Origin of the sequence: Achromobacter deleyi (assembly GCF_013116765.2) — a bacterium.
Classification (GTDB): Bacteria; Pseudomonadota; Gammaproteobacteria; order Burkholderiales; family Burkholderiaceae_B; genus Achromobacter; species Achromobacter deleyi_A.
This window is the reverse complement of record NZ_CP074375.1, coordinates 5,954,567-5,976,935: the sequence shown is the minus strand read 5'-3', so window position 1 is coordinate 5,976,935 and position 22,369 is coordinate 5,954,567. Positions and strand designations below refer to the sequence as shown.

At 66.7% G+C, this 22,369-nt stretch carries 22 protein-coding genes; 11 read left to right on the top strand and 11 right to left on the bottom strand.

Features of this window, described 5'->3' with window-relative positions; all coding sequences use genetic code 11:
- The first annotated feature begins 83 nt into the window (after window positions 1-83).
- Window positions 84-1,121: a cyclase family protein gene (locus tag HLG70_RS27075; protein WP_171665043.1), complete on the top strand. Its 1,038-nt coding sequence runs from the start codon at window positions 84-86 to the stop codon at window positions 1,119-1,121.
- A gap of 43 nt (window positions 1,122-1,164) precedes the next feature.
- On the opposite strand, the gene HLG70_RS27070 is transcribed toward HLG70_RS27075, so the two are convergent.
- Entirely contained in the window at window positions 1,165-1,773 is a 609-nt protein-coding gene (locus tag HLG70_RS27070; protein ID WP_171665042.1) for a glutathione S-transferase family protein, read from the bottom strand.
- A gap of 121 nt (window positions 1,774-1,894) precedes the next feature.
- Here HLG70_RS27070 and HLG70_RS27065 point away from each other — a divergent pair, with 121 nt between their 5' ends.
- Window positions 1,895-2,869, top strand: coding sequence for a helix-turn-helix transcriptional regulator (locus HLG70_RS27065; protein ID WP_171665041.1), 975 nt, complete (start codon window positions 1,895-1,897; stop codon window positions 2,867-2,869).
- Window positions 2,870-2,874: 5 nt separating this feature from the next.
- On the opposite strand, the gene HLG70_RS27060 is transcribed toward HLG70_RS27065, so the two are convergent.
- Complete coding sequence (locus tag HLG70_RS27060; protein ID WP_171665040.1) at window positions 2,875-3,243, bottom strand: hypothetical protein; 369 nt, start codon at window positions 3,241-3,243, stop codon at window positions 2,875-2,877.
- 227 nt (window positions 3,244-3,470) lie between these two features.
- Between HLG70_RS27060 and gvpU the strand changes: the two genes are divergently transcribed.
- The 5 genes from gvpU to HLG70_RS27035 all read left to right on the top strand — a co-directional run bounded on the left by gvpU (window position 3,471) and on the right by HLG70_RS27035 (window position 8,907).
- Window positions 3,471-3,917 (top strand): gas vesicle accessory protein GvpU, encoded by a 447-nt coding sequence (gene gvpU, locus HLG70_RS27055; protein ID WP_171665039.1) that lies wholly within the window; start codon window positions 3,471-3,473, stop codon window positions 3,915-3,917.
- 143 nt (window positions 3,918-4,060) lie between these two features.
- Window positions 4,061-6,910 carry an ATP-binding protein gene (locus HLG70_RS27050; RefSeq protein WP_171665038.1) on the top strand — a complete coding sequence of 950 codons (2,850 nt, stop codon included), beginning with the start codon at window positions 4,061-4,063 and terminating at the stop codon, window positions 6,908-6,910.
- A gap of 121 nt (window positions 6,911-7,031) precedes the next feature.
- Window positions 7,032-7,682 carry a response regulator gene (locus HLG70_RS27045; RefSeq protein WP_171665037.1) on the top strand — a complete coding sequence of 217 codons (651 nt, stop codon included), beginning with the start codon at window positions 7,032-7,034 and terminating at the stop codon, window positions 7,680-7,682.
- A 34-nt stretch (window positions 7,683-7,716) separates the two neighbouring features.
- Window positions 7,717-8,139 (top strand): GFA family protein, encoded by a 423-nt coding sequence (locus tag HLG70_RS27040; protein WP_171665036.1) that lies wholly within the window; start codon window positions 7,717-7,719, stop codon window positions 8,137-8,139.
- A gap of 72 nt (window positions 8,140-8,211) precedes the next feature.
- Entirely contained in the window at window positions 8,212-8,907 is a 696-nt protein-coding gene (locus HLG70_RS27035; protein ID WP_171665035.1) for a pentapeptide repeat-containing protein, read from the top strand.
- Here HLG70_RS27035 and HLG70_RS27030 read toward each other — a convergent pair.
- From HLG70_RS27030 to HLG70_RS27020, 3 genes are all read right to left on the bottom strand, one after another.
- Window positions 8,894-9,871 (bottom strand): bifunctional helix-turn-helix transcriptional regulator/GNAT family N-acetyltransferase, encoded by a 978-nt coding sequence (locus tag HLG70_RS27030; RefSeq protein WP_171665034.1) that lies wholly within the window; start codon window positions 9,869-9,871, stop codon window positions 8,894-8,896. The two genes, HLG70_RS27035 and HLG70_RS27030, sit on opposite strands and share 14 nt — an antisense overlap.
- Window positions 9,872-9,947: 76 nt before the next feature.
- A complete protein-coding gene (locus HLG70_RS27025; protein ID WP_234103260.1) occupies window positions 9,948-10,613 on the bottom strand; it encodes a DNA-3-methyladenine glycosylase I in 666 nt (221 codons plus the stop codon).
- Complete coding sequence (locus tag HLG70_RS27020) at window positions 10,610-11,017, bottom strand: lysozyme inhibitor LprI family protein (protein WP_171665033.1); 408 nt, start codon at window positions 11,015-11,017, stop codon at window positions 10,610-10,612. The genes HLG70_RS27025 and HLG70_RS27020 overlap by 4 nt, the downstream gene beginning before the upstream one ends.
- 110 nt (window positions 11,018-11,127) lie before the next feature.
- Here HLG70_RS27020 and HLG70_RS27015 point away from each other — a divergent pair, with 110 nt between their 5' ends.
- The gene (locus HLG70_RS27015; protein WP_171665032.1) at window positions 11,128-11,943 is read left to right on the top strand and encodes a metallophosphoesterase; all 816 of its coding nucleotides are present in this window, start codon (window positions 11,128-11,130) and stop codon (window positions 11,941-11,943) included.
- A 22-nt stretch (window positions 11,944-11,965) separates the two neighbouring features.
- On the opposite strand, the gene HLG70_RS27010 is transcribed toward HLG70_RS27015, so the two are convergent.
- Genes HLG70_RS27010 through HLG70_RS27000 form a run of 3 tightly spaced genes read right to left on the bottom strand, consistent with a single transcriptional unit; the run spans window position 11,966 to window position 14,346 of the window.
- Window positions 11,966-12,616: an HAD family hydrolase gene (locus HLG70_RS27010; RefSeq protein ID WP_171665031.1), complete on the bottom strand. Its 651-nt coding sequence runs from the start codon at window positions 12,614-12,616 to the stop codon at window positions 11,966-11,968.
- Between the two features lie 29 nt (window positions 12,617-12,645).
- Window positions 12,646-13,272: a hypothetical protein gene (locus HLG70_RS27005; RefSeq protein ID WP_171665030.1), complete on the bottom strand. Its 627-nt coding sequence runs from the start codon at window positions 13,270-13,272 to the stop codon at window positions 12,646-12,648.
- Window positions 13,273-13,296: 24 nt separating this feature from the next.
- Entirely contained in the window at window positions 13,297-14,346 is a 1,050-nt protein-coding gene (locus HLG70_RS27000; protein ID WP_171665029.1) for an NADP(H)-dependent aldo-keto reductase, read from the bottom strand.
- 172 nt (window positions 14,347-14,518) lie between these two features.
- Here HLG70_RS27000 and HLG70_RS26995 point away from each other — a divergent pair, with 172 nt between their 5' ends.
- Window positions 14,519-15,301, top strand: coding sequence for a hypothetical protein (locus tag HLG70_RS26995; protein ID WP_171665028.1), 783 nt, complete (start codon window positions 14,519-14,521; stop codon window positions 15,299-15,301).
- A 21-nt stretch (window positions 15,302-15,322) separates the two neighbouring features.
- Here the strand turns inward: HLG70_RS26995 and HLG70_RS26990 are convergent, their stop codons facing one another.
- Together HLG70_RS26990 and HLG70_RS26985 are read right to left on the bottom strand one after the other, a co-directional pair.
- The gene (locus HLG70_RS26990; protein ID WP_171665027.1) at window positions 15,323-15,772 is read right to left on the bottom strand and encodes a GNAT family N-acetyltransferase; all 450 of its coding nucleotides are present in this window, start codon (window positions 15,770-15,772) and stop codon (window positions 15,323-15,325) included.
- Window positions 15,773-15,778: 6 nt separating this feature from the next.
- Window positions 15,779-18,418, bottom strand: a complete 2,640-nt coding sequence (locus tag HLG70_RS26985) for an excinuclease ABC subunit UvrA (protein WP_171665026.1) — start codon at window positions 18,416-18,418, stop codon at window positions 15,779-15,781.
- 207 nt (window positions 18,419-18,625) lie between these two features.
- On the opposite strand from HLG70_RS26985, the gene HLG70_RS26980 reads away from it, so the two are divergent.
- The gene (locus HLG70_RS26980) at window positions 18,626-19,312 is read left to right on the top strand and encodes a LuxR C-terminal-related transcriptional regulator (RefSeq protein ID WP_234103258.1); all 687 of its coding nucleotides are present in this window, start codon (window positions 18,626-18,628) and stop codon (window positions 19,310-19,312) included.
- Window positions 19,313-19,347: 35 nt separating this feature from the next.
- A complete protein-coding gene (locus HLG70_RS26975) occupies window positions 19,348-21,234 on the top strand; it encodes a sensor histidine kinase (RefSeq protein ID WP_234103256.1) in 1,887 nt (628 codons plus the stop codon).
- Window positions 21,235-21,238: 4 nt separating this feature from the next.
- On the opposite strand, the gene HLG70_RS26970 is transcribed toward HLG70_RS26975, so the two are convergent.
- Window positions 21,239-22,315 carry a tartrate dehydrogenase gene (locus HLG70_RS26970; RefSeq protein ID WP_171665024.1) on the bottom strand — a complete coding sequence of 359 codons (1,077 nt, stop codon included), beginning with the start codon at window positions 22,313-22,315 and terminating at the stop codon, window positions 21,239-21,241.
- Between the last annotated feature and the right edge of the window lie 54 nt (window positions 22,316-22,369).

Genomic DNA, 22,369 nt, shown 5'->3' with positions numbered 1-22,369 from the left:
AATTCTGTCCGCACCGCGAAGGGCTTACTCGGGCGTCCTCTGCTCCGTAATCTGGCACCCATCGACAACCGATGAACGCCACGATGAAATTTTCCAAGACACCCCGCCTTTCCCATCGCCTGCTTGGCCTGATCCTCATGAGCGCAGGCAGCCTGGCCGCGCAAGCCCACGGGACGCCGCCGCGCGCCGCCGCCTCCGCGCAAGCCCCCGCGCAACAGGTCGGCATCAGCCCCTGGGGGCCGGATGACGAGATCGGACGCCTCAACCTCATCACGCCGGAATCCCGCGCGGCCATCCTGTCGCGCGTGAAGGGCGACAAGGTGTACGACCTGGCCACGGACTACTACGTGGGCATGCCCAGCTGGCAAGATGCCGGCGATCCGAAGTATCAGTTCTGGATGACGCATACGCCGCGCGGCACCGAGGTCGACGATCCGATGGGCGTCGGCCAGGACATGAACGCAGTCCGCAGCTACACCGGCACCGCGTTCTCCATGTACAGCCATACCGGCACCCACATCGACGCGCTGAACCACTTTGGAATCCACGGCAAGATCTGGAATGGATTTGCCGCCGACGAACACCTGGGCGACCGGGGCTGGAAGCGCACGGGCATCGAGAAATTCCCGCCCCTGATTGCGCGCGGCGTGATGATCGACGTCGCGGCGCTGAAGGGCGTGGACGAACTGCCGGATCAATACCGGATCACGCGCCAGGACCTCAAGGCCGCGCTGGCCCGCCAGAAGACAACCCTGCAAAGCGGCGACATCGTGCTGATCCGCACCGGCCGCATGAAACGCTACGACGATCCCAAGGCTTATATGGCCAATCCGCCAGGTATGGGACTGGACGCGGCCCGTTACCTGGTCGAAGAAGGCGGCGCGATGATCGTGGGCGCCGACAACCTCAGCTTCGAGACCTTCCCGTCCGAGGTCTCCGACGACTATGTGCCGCTGCACACTTACCTGCTGGCCCAGCAGGGCGTGCCCATCATCGAGCTGATCGCGCTGGACGGCCTGTCCCGCGACCAGGTCTATGAATTCGCCTTCATCGGCGGCCCGCTGAAGATCCGCGGCGGCGACGCGGCGCCTCTGCGCCCCGTCGCGATTCCACTGCGCTGAACGGCCGATCCCGGGCCAGGCTCCTGGCACGTGTGAAGGGAGTTTAGACGTCGCCTTGCATGGCGGGCCTGGCCTGCACCCGGCTCAGCCAGGCCTGCACATGCGGATGCGATGCCACCGGCGCGCCCAGGAAGGCGGTGTAACCGATCACCGACCCGACCACCAGGTCGGCCAACGAGTAGTCCGGCCCAAGCACCCATGCACGCGCGGCAAGATGACCGTCCAGCACGGCGAGCAGGGCATCCAGGTCATCGAGGGCCGCCTGCGCCTGGATCGCGTTGCGGCGCGGCGCGTCGGCATGGGCGGCCAGGTACAGGCGCGATACCGCCGCACCATAGCTGACGTAGGCCCACGCGCACCACGACATCGCCAGCAGGCGCTCGGGTGCGTCGGCGGCGGGCCACAGCCCGCGGTCCACGCCAAAGTGCTCACCCAGCCAGAGCTGGATCGCCAGCGTCTCGAACATCGGCGCTCCGTCCACGGTCAGCGTCGGGACCTTGCCGTTCGGGTTCAACGCCAGGAATTCGGGACGGCGTTGTTCGCCCGCCTTGATGTCCACCTTGATGCGTTCATGGGGCACGCCCAGTTCCGCCAGCGCGCTGGCGACGGGCGAGGCGCTGGACATGGGGTGCCAATACAGGACGATGGACATGGGCAAATCTCCGATTCTCAAAAGGGGGGACAGGCGTCGCGGCGCATGCCGCTGACAACTGGGCCCACTGTAGAATCCATTGCGGACAGATTCCGCCCTCGATTCGCACTATCGTGCCGCCATGCTTACCTCCAGCAACCGCCTCCTGCGCCTGCTCTCACTGCTGCAGACCCGCCGCCATTGGGCGGGCCCGGAGCTGGCCGCGGCGCTGGCGATTCATCCCCGCACCCTGCGCCGCGACATCGACCGGCTGCGCGAGCTGGGCTATCCCATCCACGCCAGCAGCGGCGTGGCGGGCGGCTATGCCTTCCGCGCGGGGCAGGCCCTGCCTCCTCTGCTGCTGGATGACGACGAAGCCCTGGCCGTCGCGATCACGCTGCGCACGGCCGCCACGGGCACGGTGGGCGGCATCGAGGAAACCGCGCTGCGCGCGCTGGTGAAACTTGAACAGGTCATGCCTGCGCGGCTGCGCAGCCGGGTCGACGCGCTGCGTTCGGCCATCGTGCCCATGGACCGCGGCGGCCCCACCGTGGACGCCGCCGTGCTCGCCACCCTGGCCGCCGCCTGCCGCGATCAATTGCGCATCGGCTTCGACTACGCCGACGGCCGCGGCCAGGCCAGCACCCGGCTGGTCGAGCCGCAGGGCGTGGCGCATACGGGACATCGCTGGTATCTGGTGGCCTGGGATCCGGCGCGCGACGACTGGCGAACCTTCCGCATCGACCGCATTGCGGGCACGCCCAGCGTGGGCGGCCATTTCGCCCCCCGTCCTTCGCCCGAAGGCGGAGACCTGCGCGCCTTCGTGGCGCGCTCGGTGAGCCCGCCGCCCTATTCCGAGCAGGCCCGGGTCATCCTGCATGCGCCGCGCGCCGTCATGGCGCCGCGCATTCCGGCATCAGCTGGCCAGCTTGAAGCGCTGGACGACGCACGTTGCCTGCTGCGTTGCGGCAACCATTCGCTGGATGCGCTGACGTACTGGCTGATGGCGCTGGATGTGGAGTTCGATGTCCTGGCGCCCGTCGAGCTGACGGATCGCCTGCGGCGCGCGCAAGGCCGCCTGGCGCGCAGCCTGGCGCGCAATACCGGCGGCCCGTAGCCGCCTCAGAGCACTTCCTGGGTGTTCTCGGCCTTGGTCAACTGCTGCATGACGAGCGAGACCTTCGCGGCGATTTCCAGGCGTTCGGCCGCCGACATCGCGTCGTACTGCTGCTTGGAGATGCCCAGGCTGGCCAGGGCCGCGTAGAACATCTTGTCCTCCAGGGACATCGAGGCATAGTCCAGGAATTCCTGCTCGGCCTGGGAAGGCGCTGCCTGCGTAGCGCCCGATACGCCGCCCGCCATGGCCGAGCGGCCGCGCTCGGTCGCGCTGGCGAACGCCGCGCGAAAACCGCCGTCGTCCGAACCGGACCGGGAGGCCGTTGCGGACTGTCCGGAACCTGCCGCCATACCCAGGGAATTTACGATGCTCATGGAGATGCCTCAAAGAATTCGGCGCGTGGCGCACGGCCGTCCGTGCGCTGCGGGTTGCCTGCCAGCGCGGGATTGAGCCTCAGGCTGCCAAGTTACCGCGTCCGCGCGCGGCGGGAAGATAAGGTCAGCCGCCCGAATCGGCCCTTTATCGCCCTATTGCAAGCTGTGTATTTTTCACGCCGTTCGAGTATCTTGTGGCTCTTGCGAACCTACCTGAGATCCCTTCCATGAGCATCGCCCCCACCCTCGGCCAGAACACCGGCACCGCCCCCAGCGCGGACGCCTTCCTGCAATTTCTGGTCAACCTGGTGAACAACGGCAGCCAGATCGAAAGCATCGGCGTCACGTTGCAGATGGGCGGCATGCTCGTCTCCGGGTCGATCATCTCCGGCGCCGAGTACTTCGACAGCTTCGCCACCAATTTCACGAGTTCCCTCGATACCCTGGACTCGGACACCCGCAAGACGGTGCGCTCGTCGCTCGCGGAGCTGGGCGATGTTTTCCGGCTGCCCCAGCCGGTCGACCCGCTGCCGAACTACATCCATCTTGCGAATGCCCTGTTCTTCACGGCTGACGGCACGCCCATCGCCGGACAGCCCACTTTGTGGCGAGGACGCACCAGCGCGGTGGACGGCTTCATCCTGGGCCGCCTGCAATCGGAAGCGGCCGGCTAGGCGCGGCCGGTTAGGCACGGCCGGTTAGGCGCGGTCGGCTAAGCACGGCCGGCCGCCGCACGCAATGCCCCGCCGCGGAATCCGCGGCGTTTTTGAGATTCTTCTTATTCTCCCGGCGGGTGCGCGCTCCTACCATGCATCGAATGCTGGTAGACGACCCTGGCGCCTTTGCCCCTGAACCCCAGACCGCGCCGCGCACGGCCTCCCTGCTCCTGCATTTTCTTGCGGCGGCGCTGATCGCCTGCATCGCAGCAGGCATCTCCATCTATCTGTTCTGGACCTTCAACAACGTCGTGTCCGCGTACCGCCGCCAGATGAATGCCGCGGCCTACCAGGCGCAGCTGTTCTTCGACCGGCGCGAAACCCTGCTGCGGTCCATCTCCGCATCCGCGGTGCGCAACATCAAGGGTGTCCCCATCGGCGATACCCCTGTCCACCTCGGCACTACCCGGCAGGTCGAGGTCTTGCCCCTGGAAGAAGAGCCAGGCACCTTCGACTGGGCCCTGATACTGACCCGGCGCGACCTGCGCGATATCGCCCTGGCCGAGGCGGCCCTGGTCTACAGCTCGGCGCGCCACGCCCGCAGCTTGCGCCAGACCGCGCACGGCCAGCCGGAGCCGCCGGCCATGGACCCGAAGACGCAGCGCTGGCTGGCCGAGGCACTGGCCGCCGTCGACGCCCGCAACCAGACCGACGGACAGGCGCCCATCGTCTGGCTGCACGCGCCCAAGGACGCCTCCGCGCGCCAGCTCTTCCTCTATACCCCGCTCGACCTATCCGACCCGCGGGCCGGGTGGATAGGACTGGAAGTCGGCGGCGTGGACGCCGCCGTGGATCTCTCTCGCGCCACCGGCGGCAGCTACATCCTGTTCGACGAGAAGGGCCAGGCCATGCTGCACGGGCCGGGCGCGAACATCGCGTACGGCGCCTTCGGCCCCCCCATCGGAACGGACTCCTTCAGCCTGCGCGGAAACGGCTGGTTGCCGGAACGCCTGGAGCTGAGCAAGTCGGTAGGCGAGGACGGCTGGCGGCTGGTCTACTACATGCCCATCCAGCGCGTACTGCAAGAAAACCTGTTTGCACTGCGCATGGCCGGCTTGCTTGCGCTGCTGCTGTGCGCCACCGTCGTCCTGCTCATGCGCGATATCCGCCGGCGGCTGGTCCTGCCTGCAGGGCGCCAGTACCAAGCCCTGACGGATACCGTGGCCTTGAATCGCAAGCTGATCGAAGTGGCGCCCGTCGGGCTCTGCCTGCTGCGCCGCTCCGACGGCGCGGTGGTGCTGTCCAACGACATGGCGCGGCGCTGGATCAAGGGCGCGCCGGGCTGGCGCGAACTGATCCTCTCCAGCCTTGGAGACGAGGCAGGACGGGAGCATGAACTCACGGACGGCCGCAGCGCCTACCTTACCTTCGCGTCCACCACCTATTGCGGGGAAGCCGTGATGCTTTGCGGCATCAGCGACATTTCCGCGCTGAAGAAAGTCGAACATTCGCTGTTGCAGGCCAAGCGCGACGCGGACGCCGCCAACCAGGCCAAGACGGTTTTCCTCACCACGACCAGCCACGAGATCCGCACGCCACTCTATGGCATCCTCGGAACGCTGGAGCTTTTTGCATTGACGCCTGTCAGCGGCCAGCAGGCCGAATACCTGGAGACCGTCCTGCAGTCCTCCGCGACGCTGCTGCGCACCATCAACGACACGCTGGATCTGTCCCGCATCGAGGCCGGCCACACCGTGCTGGAACATGCGCCCTTCTCGCCCGCAAGACTCCTGAACGACGTCGCCGCCAGCTTCGCCGCCCGCGCGCACGCCAGGGGCCTGCGCTGCTACGCAGTGGCCGCTCCCGACACGCCCGACGCCGTGATTGGCGACCTCACCCGCATCCGGCAGATCCTGGACAACCTGGTCAGCAACGCCATCAAATTCACGGATTCCGGACAAATCGTGCTGCGCCTGAAACTGGCCGGCCTCGGTGCCGACAGCGCCGACCTCAGTTTCCAGGTCACGGACACCGGCCCGGGCATCGCACCGGAACATCAAGAGCGCCTGTTCGAACCCTACTACCAGGTGGAAGGCGACAGCCGGGCGCATTCGCCCGGCAGCGGCCTGGGACTGTCCATCTGCCGGCGCCTGTCCGACATGATGGATGGCAAGCTCAACGCCGTCAGCGAGCCTGGCCTGGGCACCAGCATCACGTTCGGCATCCGTCTGCCGCTTGCTTCGGACTCGTCCGATAATCCTTCCGTACTCCTTGACAACACCACCGTGTACGTCAGTGGTGCCATACCCGAGATCGTCGCCAATCTGCGCGCCTGGCTCCAGCGCTGGGGAGCCATGACGCTGCCGTATCCGTCCAGCGGCGCCGCGCCAGCCAGCTCGCCCATGGATCGGCCCGTGGTCCTGCTGCAGGCCTGGCCACCTGCCCACGCAACCGCCCGCTGGAACGGGCCCCGGGTCATCGTCCATCCTCCGGGCCTGCGGCCCCGCATCGACAACACCCGCCAGCATTGGTTCGCCAATGCCTACGACCTGGCAAGCATCGCCCACGCGGTGCAACTGGCGCGCGGCGGCGCTGCCCTGGCCGCGCCCTTCCGGCCCAGGGCAGCGCCAGAGCGGCTGGCGCTGCGCATCCTGGTTGCCGAAGACCATCCCATCAACCAGCTGATTCTGCGCGAACAGCTCGAGCATCTGGGCTGTACGGTCGCGCTGGCGGAAAATGGCCACGAGGCCCTGGCCATGCCCGGCCTGATGAGTTTCGACGCGGTGCTGACCGACCTGAGCATGCCGCTGCTCAACGGCTATGAGTTCACCCGCAGGCTGCGGGAACGCGGCTACGAGAAGCCCATATTCGGCGTCACGGCCAACGCCTTTCCGGATGAACTGCGGCGCGCGATGGCCGCGGGCATGAATACCTTGCTGATCAAGCCCCTGCCCCTGCCCCTCCTGCGGCAGACCCTGCAAGCGGTGAAGGAAGCCAGGAGCAGAAGATAAGCGACCAAGCGCCCGCACCCGCCATCGAATCCGCGCCCGCGCGTTGAAATCCCCTGGTTCAGGCCCGCAGCCTGGTGCAAAATCCACCGATATCCCGCAGCCCCTCTGATGGCGCTATCGAATGGAAAGACTCCGAATTGTCCTGGCCGACGACCACCCGCTGGTGCTCGCGGGAATCCGCGATCTGCTCGAAAAGGACCTGGGATTCGAGGTTGTCGCGGCGCTGGCCAGCCCCACGGCGCTGATCGAACACCTGGTCCGCGAACTGCCGCACGTGGTCATCACCGACTACTCCATGCCTGACGACGAGCGCTATGGGGACGGGATGCGCCTGATCACGTATCTGACCCGGAATTTCCAAAGTACGCCGATCATCGTGCTGACCATGATGTCCAACCCCATGATCATCTCCGCGCTTTATGACGCGGGCGTCGCGGCCGTGGTGCTCAAGCGCGACAGCCTGGCCGAAATCATCACCGCGCTGCATGCGCTGCGGGCAGGCCGCAAATATCATCCGCCAGGTTTCCTGCGCGACGACCGCAGCGAGGCGCGCAGCGAATTCATCGGCGAACGCTTCAATAGCCTGTCACCCAAGGAGTTCGAAGTGCTGCGCCATTTCATCCGGGGCGAATCGATGATGCAGGTGGCCGAAACGCTCAGGCGCAGCGTCAAGACCGTCAGCGGCCAGAAGATTGCGGCCAAGCGCAAGCTGAACGTGCAGACCGACCAGGAACTGGTGCGGTTCTGCGTGGAAAGCGGCATGTTCCAATAGCCGGCGGAACCCGGCCTCCAGAGAATCAACAGCAATGAACCCCGCTCATCACACCGGCGGATGCCTTTGCGGCCATATCCGCTTCATCGCCAAAGGCACGCCCCGCAATCCGCACGCCTGCTCCTGCGCCATCTGCCAGCAGCACTCCGACGCCCCCAGCCTGTGCTGGGTCGAATTCGCCAAAGATGAGATCTGCTGGAACGGAGCGGGAGGCGAGCCCTCGCGCTATCGTTCATCCGAGTATTCCAGCCGGACCTTCTGCCCGCGCTGCGGCAGCACGCTGGGCGCGATCGACGACGGCCCCGTCGTGGCGCTGGTCACAGGCAGCTTCGACATCAAGGACGCGCCCGCGCTGCGGCCGGTCTCGCATTCCTTCGCCGACTGCTGCCCGGACTGGAGCGCCGTGATGCCGCAGGCGAAGGACCAGGGCCCGGCCACCCCCGCTTGGTATCCTTGAGTCCGGCGCGGATCCGCGCCGGACTGGACCCGCTGCCGCCGCAGCGGGCCGAATCAGACAAAGACAATTGGCATGACGCAAGCAACCATCGAGCCCCTGGCAGGCCAGGACGTGGACCGAAAGACCATGCAGGCCTTGATCGAGCAGGCCGCGGGCAACCCACTGTCGTTCCAGGACTGCGACTTCCAGGACGCGGACTTTTCCCGCCTGGACCTGCGCGGCTTCCAGTTCACCGCCTGCGCAATCGCGCAAGCCTCATTTCAGGGCGCCACGCTGGCCGACACCCGGTGGCTGCGCTGCCGGGGCGGGCAAGCCAGCTTCGCCTCGGCAGACGCGAGCGACGCCGTGTTCCAGAACTGCGACCTCAACAACGCCAACTGGCGCCGCGCGCGGCTTGCCTCCGCGCGATTCCAGGGCTGCAAACTGACGGGCTCCGATTTCGATGGCATCGCCTGCCTGGGCTGGTCCCTGGAGGAATGCCTGCTGGTCGGCGCGCTGCTGCGCGGCGTGTCGTTTCGGAAATCGGACATTCTCCAATTGGACTTCTCGGACGCGGATCTGTCCGGCAGCGATTTCCGCGACACCGTCTTCCATGGCGGCAGCCTGCGCAACGCGACCCTGAAGAATGTCCGCTTCGAAGGCGCCGACCTGCGCGAGGTGGACCTGAGCGGCATAGACCTGACCGCCGCGGCGCGGCTGGCGGGCGCCACCATTTCCAAAACCCAGGCGGCGGCGCTGCTGGCGGAACTGCGGATCAGCGTGGTCTGAGGCGGCTGAACCGCTGCTCGACCACCACGCTGCCCCATTGCCGGCCTTCGGACGCATGGGTCAGCGTGAATCCCGCCGCCTCGTACAGATGCCTGGCGGCATCCAGGCCCTTGAAGGTCCACAGATAGGTTTCGTCGTACTGCGCGTCCACAAACGCCATGGCGCGCGCCAGCAGGGCTCGGCCCACGCCCATGCCGCGCAGTGATTCGTCGACGATGAACCAGCGCAGATGCGCCTGCCTGGCGGCAAGGTCGCCATCGATGACGATGGAGGCGAGCGTCCTGCCGTTGTCCACGTACAGCCACATATTCTTGCCCGCCGCGGGCAGGCCTTCCGCAAAATCGGACAGTTCCGTGGCCACCTTGCGCTCGAAGTACACGCCAAAGCCCGAGGCTTGCGCATAGTAGCGGGCATGCAGGCTGGCGACGTCGCCGATGCAGCCGGGCAAGTAGCCTTGATGGATCTGGTCCTCGATCCCGGCGGCCGCGCTCGCGGGCGATACGTTGGGGTTTTCGCTGGACAGGGCGTCCGCGTACAAGGAAAGAAAGCGGATCAGCGATTCCTGATCGGACGGCGACAGGCGCCGCAGCGCGTGCGACACCTGGTCCGTGGCGAACTGGTCGATCCGAGCGCGCAGCTTGTTTCCCGCCTCGGTCAGGGACAGCCTGGACGAGCGTGCGTCGTCGCTGGAGGTCTCGCGCGTCAGCAGGCCGGCCGATTCCAGCTTGGCCACCTGGCGGCTGGTGTTGGACTTGTCCAGCCTGAGTATGGCCGCCAGGTCGCGCGCCTGGATGCCCGGCTGCAAGCCGATCTCGATAATGGCGTGGACCGCCGACGGCGCCAGATCGCTACCGGCCAGCGACGGGCGCATGAATCCCAGTTCGCGAACCAGCTTGCGGGAAAACTCGCGCAGGTCCTGGATGGTCTTTTCCCGGGACTGGGACGGAAAGTCGATGAGATCCATGGCGGCCCCATAAGTTGCGGTTCGCAACCAATATACTTGCGAATCGCAACCAACTCAATCCCCCCGCGGCGACCCGTTAGCCGGGCCGCCTGAAGCTGGCGCGCGCGGCTTCGATGTCCCGGTGGCAGACGCAGCCGCTCATGTGCTCGTTGACCATGCCCACGGCCTGCATGAATGCATGGATCGTCGTGGGCCCCACGAATGTCCAGCCGCGCCGCTTCAGCGCGCGCGAGAGCTCCGTCGACGCGGTTGACGTCGGATTGCTGTTCCAGTAGTCCCGGTCCACCATCTTGGGGCGGTCTTGCGCGGGCGGCTCGTGCTTCCAGAGCCAGCCGGACAGCGAACCCGTTTCCTCGGCCAGCGCCAACGCGCGGCGGGCGTTGTTGATGGCGGACAGGATCTTGCTGCGGTTGCGCACGATGCCGGCATTGCCCATCAGGCGCTCCACGTCGCGGTCGGTGTAGCGGGCCACCCGTTCGAAATCGAAATCATCGAAGGCTTCGCGGAAGGCCTCGCGCTTGCGCAGGATGGTGATCCACGCCATGCCTGCCTGAAAGCCTTCCAGGCAGATCTTTTCGTAGAGTCGGCGGTCGTCCGCCACGGGTCGCCCCCATTCATGGTCGTGGTAGTCGGGCATGGCCGGCTGCCAAAAGCAGCGCGGCACGCCTTGGCCATCCAGGATCAGACCCGACTCGGGCGCGGGTTCCGCCACGGCATGGTCCATCTGCTGACCGGCCGTCATTGCTTGCCGGGCACGGGGCAGCTCGTATCGCCTTCCTCGCACTTGAGGTAGGCGCGCAGCTCCTTGGTGCGCGCCTGGGTCAGCTTGTCCAGGCACATGCTCAGCACCATGGGATAGGCGCTGCCCCCCGAGGTGCTGCTCGACGAAAAAGCGCATTCCGCATCACGGAAAAAGAGCCAGGCGTTCTGGGCCGCCTGCAGCTGGGTCGAGGCGTGCTTGTCGTCCTTTAGGCGCGCCACCACTTCCTTGTAGGCGGCGTTCAGGGCGGCATCCGACTTGCGGTAGGCCTGGTCGGCGCAAAGGCTCATGTCCGTCTGCGTGGACGCCTTGTCGCAATTGAGCACCTGCGCCTGCGCGCCTGATGCGAGCAAGAGCGCGGCGGCCGCGGCGAGAGCTGTACGCATGGAGGTTCCTCCTGTCTGCGAGGGTGAATCGATCATTGAGGAAAGTGTCGCATGGATGAAGCTGCCGCGCAGCGCGCGGCGCCGGCCCGGCGTCGCCTAAGATAGTGTCCATGAAGATCCAACTGCTTTCCGACCTGCATCTTGAAACCGATCCCACCTTCCTGGCGCAACCCGCGCCCGGCGCCGACCTGCTGGTGCTGGCGGGGGACATCGGCTCGTATCGCCGCGGCTCCAGGCTGAACGGAACGGACTTCGGTCTGGGCAGCTATTCCCCGCGCAACGGCTGGCCCACGCCCGTGGTGTACGTGCCCGGCAACCATGAATACGACAACCTCGATTTCGACGACACGCACGCGCGCCTGCGCGAACTGTGCGAAGCGCTGCATATCCAATGGCTGGAACGGGAAACCTGCGTGATCGGCGGCGTGCGCTTCGTGGGCACCACCTTATGGACGGATTTCGATGCGCTGGCCGCTCCCGGGGACACCATCGGCGACGTCTTGAAAAAGCGCGAGAAGGCCTTTCGCGCGGCGGACTTCTATCTGGAAAAGGCCGAGATGCGCCGCCACGGGGCGCCCTTCATGGCCGAGCAGATGCGTGAACAGGGGCTGGCCTGCCAGCAATGGCTGGACGCCGCGTTGCGCACGCCTTTTGATGGCCCGACCGTGGCGATCACCCACTTTTCCCCCACGCTGTCCAGCGCCGACCCGCGCTACGGCGTCACGGCCGGCACGGCCGGATTCTGCAATGCGCTGGACAGCCTGCTGCCGCTGGCCAGCCACTGGATGCATGGCCATCTGCATTGCGCGCAGGACTATGTGAAGGACGGCTGCCGGGTGATCGCCAATCCGCTGGGCTATGCCAAGAAAGGGGAACAGGAGGATTTCGCGCCCGACAGGCTATGGGACGTGGGGGCCGCCACATGACCCGGGCCCCGCGCCGCCCTGCCTAGGCCTGGACTCCCCCGTCCGTCCGGTAGCGTGCCAGCAACGGAATCAGATCGGCCAGGCTTGCGACCGATTCCGTCTCCGGCACGGGACTGCGGCCGTTGCGGGCCAGGTGAAACCCCGCGATGCCAAAGCTGCGCGGTCCGGTGTGATCGGCATCGACCGTATCGCCCACCATCAAGATTTCGCCGGGCTGACAATCCAGTCCCGCGCACAGGTTTTGATAGATTTCAGGCTGGGGCTTGACCGCACCCGCCGTGTACGACCATGCACAGAAATCCGGCGCGAACGGCAGCAGCGCGTTCACGGGCGGTCCGTAAGGAGCCGCGAGGTTTGAGCACAGCGCGATCCGATAGCCGCTTTCGCGCAGCGCGCTCAGTGTATCCACCGCATCGGGAAACAGCCGGATGCTGGCCACTTCCTCCTGCAGCGCCGATTCCAGCCGCGCCAGGTCCGTCTCGCTTACGCTACCCCCCAGCAACCGAGCGGCCTGCTCCAGGTCGACCTCGCGACTCATGATGAGCGCCCCGTCGCCGCGTCCCGGCACGCGGCCGGCGGCCGACAAGAGACGGACCAGTTCGCGGAACGGGCGCCTGGGCGCGCCGATTTCGACCAGGGTGCCGAATACGTCGAAGGCAATCGCTTTAATCATCGGAAGATCCTCTGGTGTACGCCTGCCGGCTACGGTTTCAGCCCGGCCACGGGCAATGCGAACAGCATGACGGCCGGATTGGCCACCACTAGGCCGGTGCCGGCCAGCAGGTAGACCGGCGACAGTACTTTCATCGCGTCCGCGCTGCCCTGGGAATCGACCACCGTGACGCGGTAGCGTTTATCCAACTCGGTCTGGCTGGCCTGCGGCGCCTGCCCGGCCTGCTGGGCGGGCGGCGTGGCGGGCGTACCCGCCCGCGCCACATAACGCTTGCCCTTCAAATGGTTGGTGAAATACACCAGCCCCTCGGACGTCGTCCGGTAGCCCAGGGCATGGGCCGCCTCGCGGTCCCGATCCGTCGCGTCCCCGGTCAACTGCAAGCGCACGAATCCCCATGTTGCCCCGCCCGCCCCCACATGGAATTCGCGGATGATCTCAGCGGTAAGCCGGGACCGGAAATCCGACGCCAGGGACTGCGCCATCGCCGGAGGCATTTCGAACAGATAGTGGTACTGCGGACCCAGCACCGCAAAGGTCCGGCTGTCCGAGGACACCATCAGGCTCGAGAATTCCTCGGTGTAGGTCCTGGCAGGCGCGCAGCCCGCCAGGACGGCGCCAAGCGTGGACAGGAACAGGGTCGTCAGGATGCGTCGCATGGGCCCTTGCGTGGCAAGTTCGAATCAGGGCGCCGGGTTCGGGTGGCGCACGTGAATCTGGTTGACGGCCTCCAGCACCTCCGGCGTCAAGGTCACATCCACGCTGTCGATGTTCTCTTTCAGCTGCGCAAGCGAAGTCGCGCCGATGAGGTTGCTGGTGACGAACGGGCGCTGGTTCACCCAGGCCAGGGCCAGGTGGGTGGGCGAAATGCCATGGTCGCGCGCAAGCGTCACGTACTCGCGCGTGGCGGCCTCGGCCTGTTCGTTGCTGTAGCGGGTGAAGCGCGTATACACCGTCAGGCGCGCGCCGGCCGGCCGGGCGCCGTCGAGGTACTTGCCGCAAAGCATGCCCATCGCCAGCGGCGAATAAGCCAGGAGGCCCACGCCCTCATGGTGCGTGAATTCCGACAGGCCGATCTCGAACACGCGGTTCAGCAGGCTATAGGCATTCTGGATCGACGCGATGCGCGGCAGGTCCTCGTTCTCGGCGTGGCGCAGGAACTGGCTGACGCCCCAGGGCGTTTCATTGGAAACGCCAATGTGGCGGACTTTGCCGGCGCGCACGAAATCCTGCAGCACCGACAGCGTTTCCTCGATCGGCACGGTGTGCTCGTCCTCGACCCAGGGATAGTTCAGCTGGCCGAACGTGGCGGTGGTGCGATCGGGCCAATGGAGCTGGTACAGATCCAGATAGTCCGTCTGCAGGCGCTTCAGGCTGGCGTCCAGCGCCGCGGTCAGGTTCTTGCGGTCCAGGAAGGTCTTGCCGTCGCGGATGTGGCCGGGGCGCTTGGGATCGCGCACCGGGCCCGCCACCTTGCTGGCCAGCACGATGTCCTGGCGGCGCTTGCCGCGGGCCAGCCAGGTGCCGATGTAGGTCTCGGTCAGGCCCTGCGTTTCAGGCTTGGGCGGCACCGGGTACATCTCGGCCACGTCGACCAGGTTGATGCCGCGCTCCAGCGCGTAGTCCAGTTGCTGGTGCGCCTCAGCTTCGGTGTTCTGCTCGCCCCAGGTCATGGTGCCCAATCCGATCAGGCTGACATCCAGGTCGGTACGGCCGAGTTTGCGGTATTTCAAGTTCTGCTCCGTGCGGGGTCTCTTGGAAGGGAAGCGACACCTTACTCCAAGATGTTGGCGTTTCGCTGACAAGCCCCGGGCGCCGGGCGGGTCATCCGGCCCGGATGCGGATGCTTGCCGGCGCCGCCCAATCGGCATACGCTGGACCGAAAATTCACTCGTGGGACAGCGCATGCTCAGGGAATTGGACGAGACCTATCTCTTCTTCGTCGGGCTCATCATCTTCATGGTGATCATCGAGCTGAGCTTCCGGCTAGGCCGCAGGCTGCGCAAGCCGGCCGACGACTCGGCCAAGGCGCATATTTCCGCGCTGCAAACCGCCCTGCTGGGCCTGCTGGCCCTGCTGCTGGGCTTTACCTTCGCCATGTCGATCACGCGCTTTGAAACGCGCAAGAACCTGGTGCTGGAAGAAGCCAACGCCATCGGCAACGCCTACTGGCGTTCGCAGCTGATCCCGGTCCAGCACCGCCCCATGGTCGCGGACCTGCTGCACGAGTACACCTCGGCGTCGCTGGAATACCATCTGGCCGACCAGGACTCGCCCCGCTTCAACGCCGCCAACGCCACCGCGCGACGCATCGAACGGCAGATCCGGGCCACGGTCGCCGCCGCCGCGGAAAACCCGCCCTCCATTTCCACGATCATGTTCATCCAGGCCATCAACGAAATGGCGCAGATCAACGAGAAGCGCCGAGTCGCGCTCGAGAACCACGTCCCGGAGCCCGTGTACTACCTGCTGTTCATCGTCGCCTCGGGCTCCATGGCCTACCTCGCCTATGGCACCGGCCTGTACGGAAGGCGCCGGCTTATCTCCACCGGGGTGTTCGCCGCACTGATCTCGCTGGTCCTGACCTTCATCCTGGACATCGACCAGCCCGGCAGCGGGCTGATCCAGGTCAGCCAGGAAAGCATGCAGCGCATGCAGGCGACGCTGGCGCAGGAACTGAAGCAGTAACGGAACGGCGCGTTGGCGCACTCATGGAAAGTATTCGAGCACCTCGTCGTTCGCATCGTCGAACGTACCCGTGGACCTCCAGCCCAGGTGCCGGTAGAAGCCATAAGACCGGACCTTCGGATCGGATGCGCATCCCAGGAACAGCCTCTTGAAGCCCAGTTCCTGCAATTCCCGGACCACCAGGTTCAGCAAGGTCTTGCCGGCGCCCCGTCCCTCGTATTCCGGCAACAGCGCCAGGACCACGATTTCCCCCGTTTCCCGGTCGCCGTAGCAGTAGCCCGCGATCCGACCGCCGACCGTCGCGACATGGCCCGGCAGCGAGCCGTCCCTGACCGCCGCGCTCCAGCTCTCAAGCGTGACACCCGCGGCTGCAAGCTGTTCGGCGGAAAAGGCGTTCTCCCGGGTCCTGCCGCGTATGTCGATGCACGCCGCCACATCTTCCGGACGGGCCGCTCTATAAATGATGTCCATGCTTCCTCATTCAAACAAACGCCGGAGAAAAGGCGCGGTCACACCGGCCGTCCCTTGGCTGACCTGCTCCGGCGTGCCGGCGGCCACGATGCCGCCGCCCTCTTCGCCCGCCCCCGGGCCTACGTCGATCATCCAGTCGCTGCCCGCCACCACGCGCAGGTCATGCTCGACCACGACCACGGTGTTGCCGGCATCGACCAGGCCGTGCAGCTGCGCCATCAGCTTGTCCACATCGGCCGCATGCAGGCCGGTCGTGGGTTCGTCCAGCACGTACAGGGTGTTGCCGCGCTGGCTGCGTTGCAGCTCGGTGGCCAGTTTGATGCGCTGGGCCTCGCCGCCCGACAGCTCGGTGGCCGGCTGGCCCAGGCGCAGGTAGCCCAACCCGATTTCATGCAGCAGCGCCAAGGGGCGCTGCACCACGGGCTCGTCCACGAAAAAGGCCTGCGCCTCGTCGACGGTCATCGCCAGGACCTGGGCAATATTGCGGCCGTTCCATTCGATTTCCAGCGTCTTGGCGTTGTAGCGGCTGCCATGGCAGGTGGGACATGGCGCGTACACGCTGGGCATGAACAGCAGTTCCACGTGGACGAAACCCTCGCCCTCGCAGGTCTCGCAGCGGCCCTGGGCCACATTGAACGAGAAGCGGCCGGCGCCGTAGCGCCGCGCCCTGGCGGCCTTGGTCTCGGCGTAGAGTTTGCGGACGTGGTCGAACAAACCCGTGTAGGTGGCCAGGTTGGATCGGGGCGTGCGCCCGATCGGCTTCTGGTCCACATTGACCAGCCGCCTGATCGCATCCGCGCCAGCATGGATGCGGCCCGTCGTGCGCGGCAGGTTGCCGGGTTGGGGCAGGTCTCCCTCGGTTTCCTCCGCCGCCGGCTCCTGCCCCAGGTGTTCGCCTATCAGTTCCACCAGCGCCTGGCTGACCAGGCTGGATTTGCCCGAACCCGACACCCCCGTGACGGCCGTGAACGCCCCCAGCGGAAAGCGCGCGTCGATGCCATGCAGGTTATTGCGATGGATACCGCGCAGTTCCAGCCAGCCCGCGGGTACGCGCGGGATCCGGCGCCGGGCCATGCGACTGTCGAACAGGTACTGCGCCGTGAGCGATTCCTTCACCTTGCGCAGGCCCTCGGGCGGGCCGCTGTACAGCACCTGCCCGCCATGCTGGCCCGCGCCCGGCCCCACGTCCACCAGCCAGTCGGCCCGCCGCAAGGTATCCAGGTCGTGTTCGACGACAAACAGCGTGTTGCCCGCCGCCTTGAGCTGGTCCAGCGCACGGTGCAGCGCCTGTCCATCCGCCGGGTGCAGACCCGCCGACGGCTCGTCCAGCACGTACACCACGCCAAAGAGGTTGGAGCGGATCTGCGTCGCCAGCCGCAGCCGCTGCAGCTCCCCCGGCGACAGGGTCGGCGTGGACCGGTCCATCGCCAGATAACCCAGGCCCAGCGCCTGCAAGGTGCCGATGCGCTCGACCAGATCGTGCGCGATGCGTTGCGCCGCAATACGCTTTTCCGGAGAGGAATCCGGCGTGCGCCGGACGTCGGTGCTGCCGGCGTGCGCCAGGCCGCCCGCGGCCACGCGCCTGGCGTTGTCCTTCACGCCCGCGGCCTTGCTGCGCGTGGAGCCGGCCGCGCTTCCCGCCAGATCGTCAAAGCGGCCCTCGGCCGCAGGGGTCAGGACCTCGGCGATCCGGCTCAGCGGCAATTGGGACAGGCTGCCGATATCCAGGCCGGCGAAGGTCACGGACAGGGCCTCGCGCTTGAGCCGCCGGCCGCCGCACTCGGGACAAGGCGCGCCGGTCATGAAGCGCGCCACGCGCTTTTTCATCATGGCGCTTTGCGTCGTGGCGAAGGTATGCATCACGTACCGGCGCGCGCCGGTGTAAGTGCCCATGTAGCTGGGCTCCGCCTTGCGGCGCACGGCGGCGCGGGTCTCGGCGGGCGTGAAGCCGGCATAGACGGGCGCCGTCGGCTGCTCGTCCGTGTACAGGATCCAGTCGCGGTCTTTCCTGGGCAAGTCGCGCCACGGCTTGTCCACGTCGTAGCCCAGCGTCACCAGGATGTCGCGCAGGTTCTGCCCATGCCAGGCCGGCGGCCAGGACGCGATGGCGCGCTCGCGGATGGTCAGCGACGGGTCCGGCACCATGGATTGCTCGGTCACGTCATACACATAGCCCAGGCCATGGCAGTTCGGGCAGGCGCCCTGCGGCGTGTTGGGCGAAAAGTCCTCGGCATACAGCATGGGCTGGCGCGCCGGGTAGGTGCCGGCGCGTGAATACAGCATGCGCAGCATGCTGGACAGCGTGGTGACGCTGCCCACCGTGGACCGCACGTTCGGCGTGCCGCGCTGCTGCTGCAGGGCCACGGCCGGCGGCAGTCCGTCGATGGCGTCCACGTCGGGCACGCCGACCTGGTCGATCAGGCGCCGGGCATAGGGAGACAGGGATTCCAGGTACCGGCGCTGCGCCTCGGCGTACAAGGTGCCGAAGGCCAGGGAAGATTTCCCCGACCCCGACACGCCGGAAAACACCACCAGCGCATCACGCGGGATGCTCACATCCACATTCTTCAGATTATGCTCGCGCGCGCCCCGGACGCGGATGCAGGCGTCGGGGCTGCTCTTGGGGGAGGTCTTCCGCTGGCTCATGGAAAGGATAGTAATGGACCCGCCCGTTCGGGCGTCTGTGCAGGCTTGCTTTAAGATACCCGCGGAGATCCGGGCAACCAGGAAGATCCTGCGCGACGCCCGCGGGTGACTATCTGAGTAAAAATACCCAATTCAAGGGATGTTCAGCCACGCGCGGCGGCGTCAGAATTGCGCCGGCGGCGCTCCGCCCCATCCTGGCCTACACCCATGTCCATTACCCCTATGCTGACTTCCGAGCTCGCCCTGCCCGCCCCGGTGCTCCTGGTTGAGGACGAACCGCTGGTCTGCCGGCGGCTCGAAGGCCTGCTGCTGCAATTGGGATATCAACCCGATGCGCTGATCTTCGCCTCGTCGCTCGCGGAAGCGCGCGCCTGCCTTGCCGGCCAGCCGGTCGCGCTGGCGCTGGTGGACCTGGGCCTGCCCGACGGCAGCGGCGTGGACCTGATCGCCGAGATGCACGCCGCCGACCCGAGCCTGGCCATCCTGGTCATTTCCGCCTGGTGCACCGAAGACGCGATTCTCTCGGCGCTGCGCGCCGGGGCCACCGGGTATGTGCTCAAGGAGCGCGACGACATGGAAGTCGCGCTCTCGATCCGCAGCGTGCTGCGCGGCGGCGCGCCCATCGACCCCTTCGTCGCCCGCCGCATCATCGAAGAACTGCGCCCCCGGCCCGCCGGACAGACCGGCGCGGAGACTGGTGAGATACTTAGCCCGCGCGAAAGCCAGATCCTTCGCCTTGTGGCCGAAGGCCTGGGCAATCGCGAAATCGCCGAGCAACTCCACCTGTCGCGCTACACCGTCGAATGCCACATCAAGCACATCTACCGCAAACTCGCCGTATCCTCGCGCACGCGGGCGATCCATGCGGCGCGATCGCGGGGCTTGCTCGACTGAAATGGCTGATCGGCCTGTGGCTGGCGCTGCTTCTCATGCCGGCCTGGGCCCAGGAGCCGGCGGCTGAACCAGCGGCCTGCACCGCGCAGGTTCTGTCCATCAGCGTGGCCAAGGGCGCCGACGATGGCAACCGCCCCGGGGCCGGGGCCTGGCAGCCCACCACCCTGCCCGATGACTGGAGCCGCCGCTGGCCCGGCTATGGCGGCACGGCCTGGTACCGGATCGACTGGCGGCCACGCTGTCCGGCCGGACAGTCCGGACCCGTCGCGCTCTCGCTGCAGTCGGTGGTCATGGCGGGGGAAGTCTTCGTCAATGACGCGTTGATCTGGCGCGACCCGCAAATGACCGAGCCGCTTACGCGCAGCTGGAACATGCCACGCTACTGGCTCATCCCCGTAGCCCTGATGCGCGACGGCGTGAACACGCTGTGGATCCGGGTGGTCGGCGTGGCCGGTCAGTCTCCGGGGCTGGGCCCGGTCCAGCTCGGCGAACCGCAAGCGGTTCTGCAGCACTACGAAGACCTGGTATGGAACAACCGCAGCCTGTTCCAGGTCAACCTGATCGTCTCCGCCGTCCTGGGCGGCCTGTTCTTCTGCATCTGGATCGTGCGCCGCGAACAGCGCACCTATGGCTGGTACGCGCTGATGGCCCTGTTCTGGGTGCTGTTCATCGCCAACGTGCTGGTCACCAGCCCCTGGCCGTTTCCCACCACCCTGATTGCGGCCCGCGCCAACGTCATGGTCCTGGTGCTGTACGTGGCCTGCTTCTGCATCTTCACCTGGCGTTTTGGCCGGCAATCGTTGCCGCGCCTGGAGAAGGCGCTGTGGATCCTGTCGGCCTTGCTGCTGGCCGCGGCGGCGCTCACGCCGGACGCGAACCTGCATTGGGCGCAGCTCGTCATCACCCTTGCCGCCGCCGCCATATTCTTCGCCAATTGCCTGCAGTTCCCGCTGCACGCGATGCGAACCCGCCGCCCCGAGCACGGCATGCTTGCCGCCTGCCTGCTGATCTTTCTGTTCGTCAGCGCCCATGACCTGCTGCTGATCCTGAAACTCATCGACAGCGGCCATGCGTACACCCCGTTCAGCAGCCTGGTGGTGACCTTGTGCATGTCCGCCATCCTTGGCCTGCGCCATGCCCGCAATGTCCAGCGCATCGAGCGCTTCAACCAGGAACTGGCCGACAGCATCGCCCAGGCCCGCACCGAGCTGGCCACCACGCTGGAGCGCGAGCACGCCCTGGCGATGGCCAACACGCGGCTGCACGAACGGCTGCAGATCGCCCACGATCTGCACGACGGACTGGGCGGCTCGCTGGTGCGCATGATGGCCGTGGTGGAGCAATCCGGCGCGCCGCTGCAAAGCCGGCAGTTTCTTTCCATGCTCAAGCTGCTGCGCGACGACCTGCGCCAGACCATCGACAGCGGCTCCAGCGCGGGCGTCAAGGTGCCGGCCACGCCCCAGGAATGGATCGCGCCCTTGCGCCATCGCTTCGTGCAGATGTTCGACGAGCTGGACATCGCCTCCGAATGGCGCTTTCCGCCCCGCTGGAATCCCGCGCCCAACGCCCTGCAGTGCCTGGCGCTGACCCGGCTGGTGGAAGAATCGCTGACGAACGCGATCAAGCACAGCCGCGCGCGGCGGATCCGGCTTCAGATTCAGCAGCCCGAACCGGACATCCTGGAATTGCGCATCGAAGACGATGGCGTGGGCTTCGATGTGGCGGCGGTGCAGCAAGCCGGCGTGAGCGTCGGCATGCGCAGCATGCACACCCGCATCGCCCGGGCGGGCGGAACGCTGAAGGTGAGGTCCTCGCCCGGGCAGACGCAGCTCATCGCCCGCGTGGAACTGCCGCCACCCCAGCATGAAGACGCCGCGCCGCATCGCGCGACGGAAGCAGCGGGAGTCGCCGCCTCCTTGTAGCGACCTAGGCTTGCGCCGCGATGTGCTCGGCGATGGCGCGGCCGATATCCTCCGTGCTGGCCTGCCCGCCCAGGTCGGGAGTGCGCGGGCCGTCCTTCAGGCAATGCTCGATGGCGCGCAGAATGGCGTCGTGCGCCTCCTGGCTGCCCAGGAACTGCAGCATCAGCGCCCCCGACCAGATCATGGCTATCGGGTTGGCGATGCCCTGCCCGTAGATGTCGGGCGCCGAGCCATGCACCGGCTCGAACAAGGAGGGGAAGGCGCGTTCCGGGTTCAGGTTGGCCGACGGGGCGATGCCGATCGTGCCCGCGCAGGCCGGGCCCAGGTCCGACAAAATGTCGCCGAACAGGTTGGACGCCACCACCACGTCAAAGCGCTGCGGTTGCAGCACGAAGCGCGCCGCCAGGATGTCGATGTGCTGCTTGTCCGTCTTGACGTCCGGATAGTGGCGCGCCATGGCGTCCGCGCGCTCATCCCACCAGGGCATGCTGATGGCGATGCCGTTGCTCTTGGTCGCCACGGTCAGCGCCTTGCGCTCGCGGCGGTTGGCCAGCTCGAACGCGAACCGCATGACACGGTCGGTGCCGTGGCGCGTGAATACCGATTCCTGGATGACGATCTCGCGATCGGTATCGGCAAAGAGCCGTCCGCCCAGATTGGTGTATTCGCCCTCGGTGTTCTCGCGGACGATGAAGAAGTCGATATCGCCCGCGCGGCGGCCGGCCAGCGGGCACGGCACGCCGTCGAACAGCCGCACGTGGCGCAGGTTGATGTACTGGTCGAATTCGCGGCGGAACTTCAGCAGCGAGCCCCACAGCGACACGTGGTCGGGCACCGTGGCCGGCCAGCCGACCGCGCCGAAGAAGATGGCGTCATAGCCTTGAAGCTGGTCCTTCCAGTCGGGCGGCATCATGTCGCCATGGCGCGCGTAGTACTCGCAATTGGCCCAGGGAAAGGTGTCGATCTGCAGCGACAGCCCATAGCGCTTGGCCGCGGCGTTCACGGCGCGCAGGCCCTCGGGCATCACTTCGTTGCCGATACCGTCGCCGGCGATGGCCGCGATCTTGAAAACTTGAGACATGATTGCCTAACCGGTGAGTGAGAAACAGGATCGGACCGATGGTATGCGCCACAC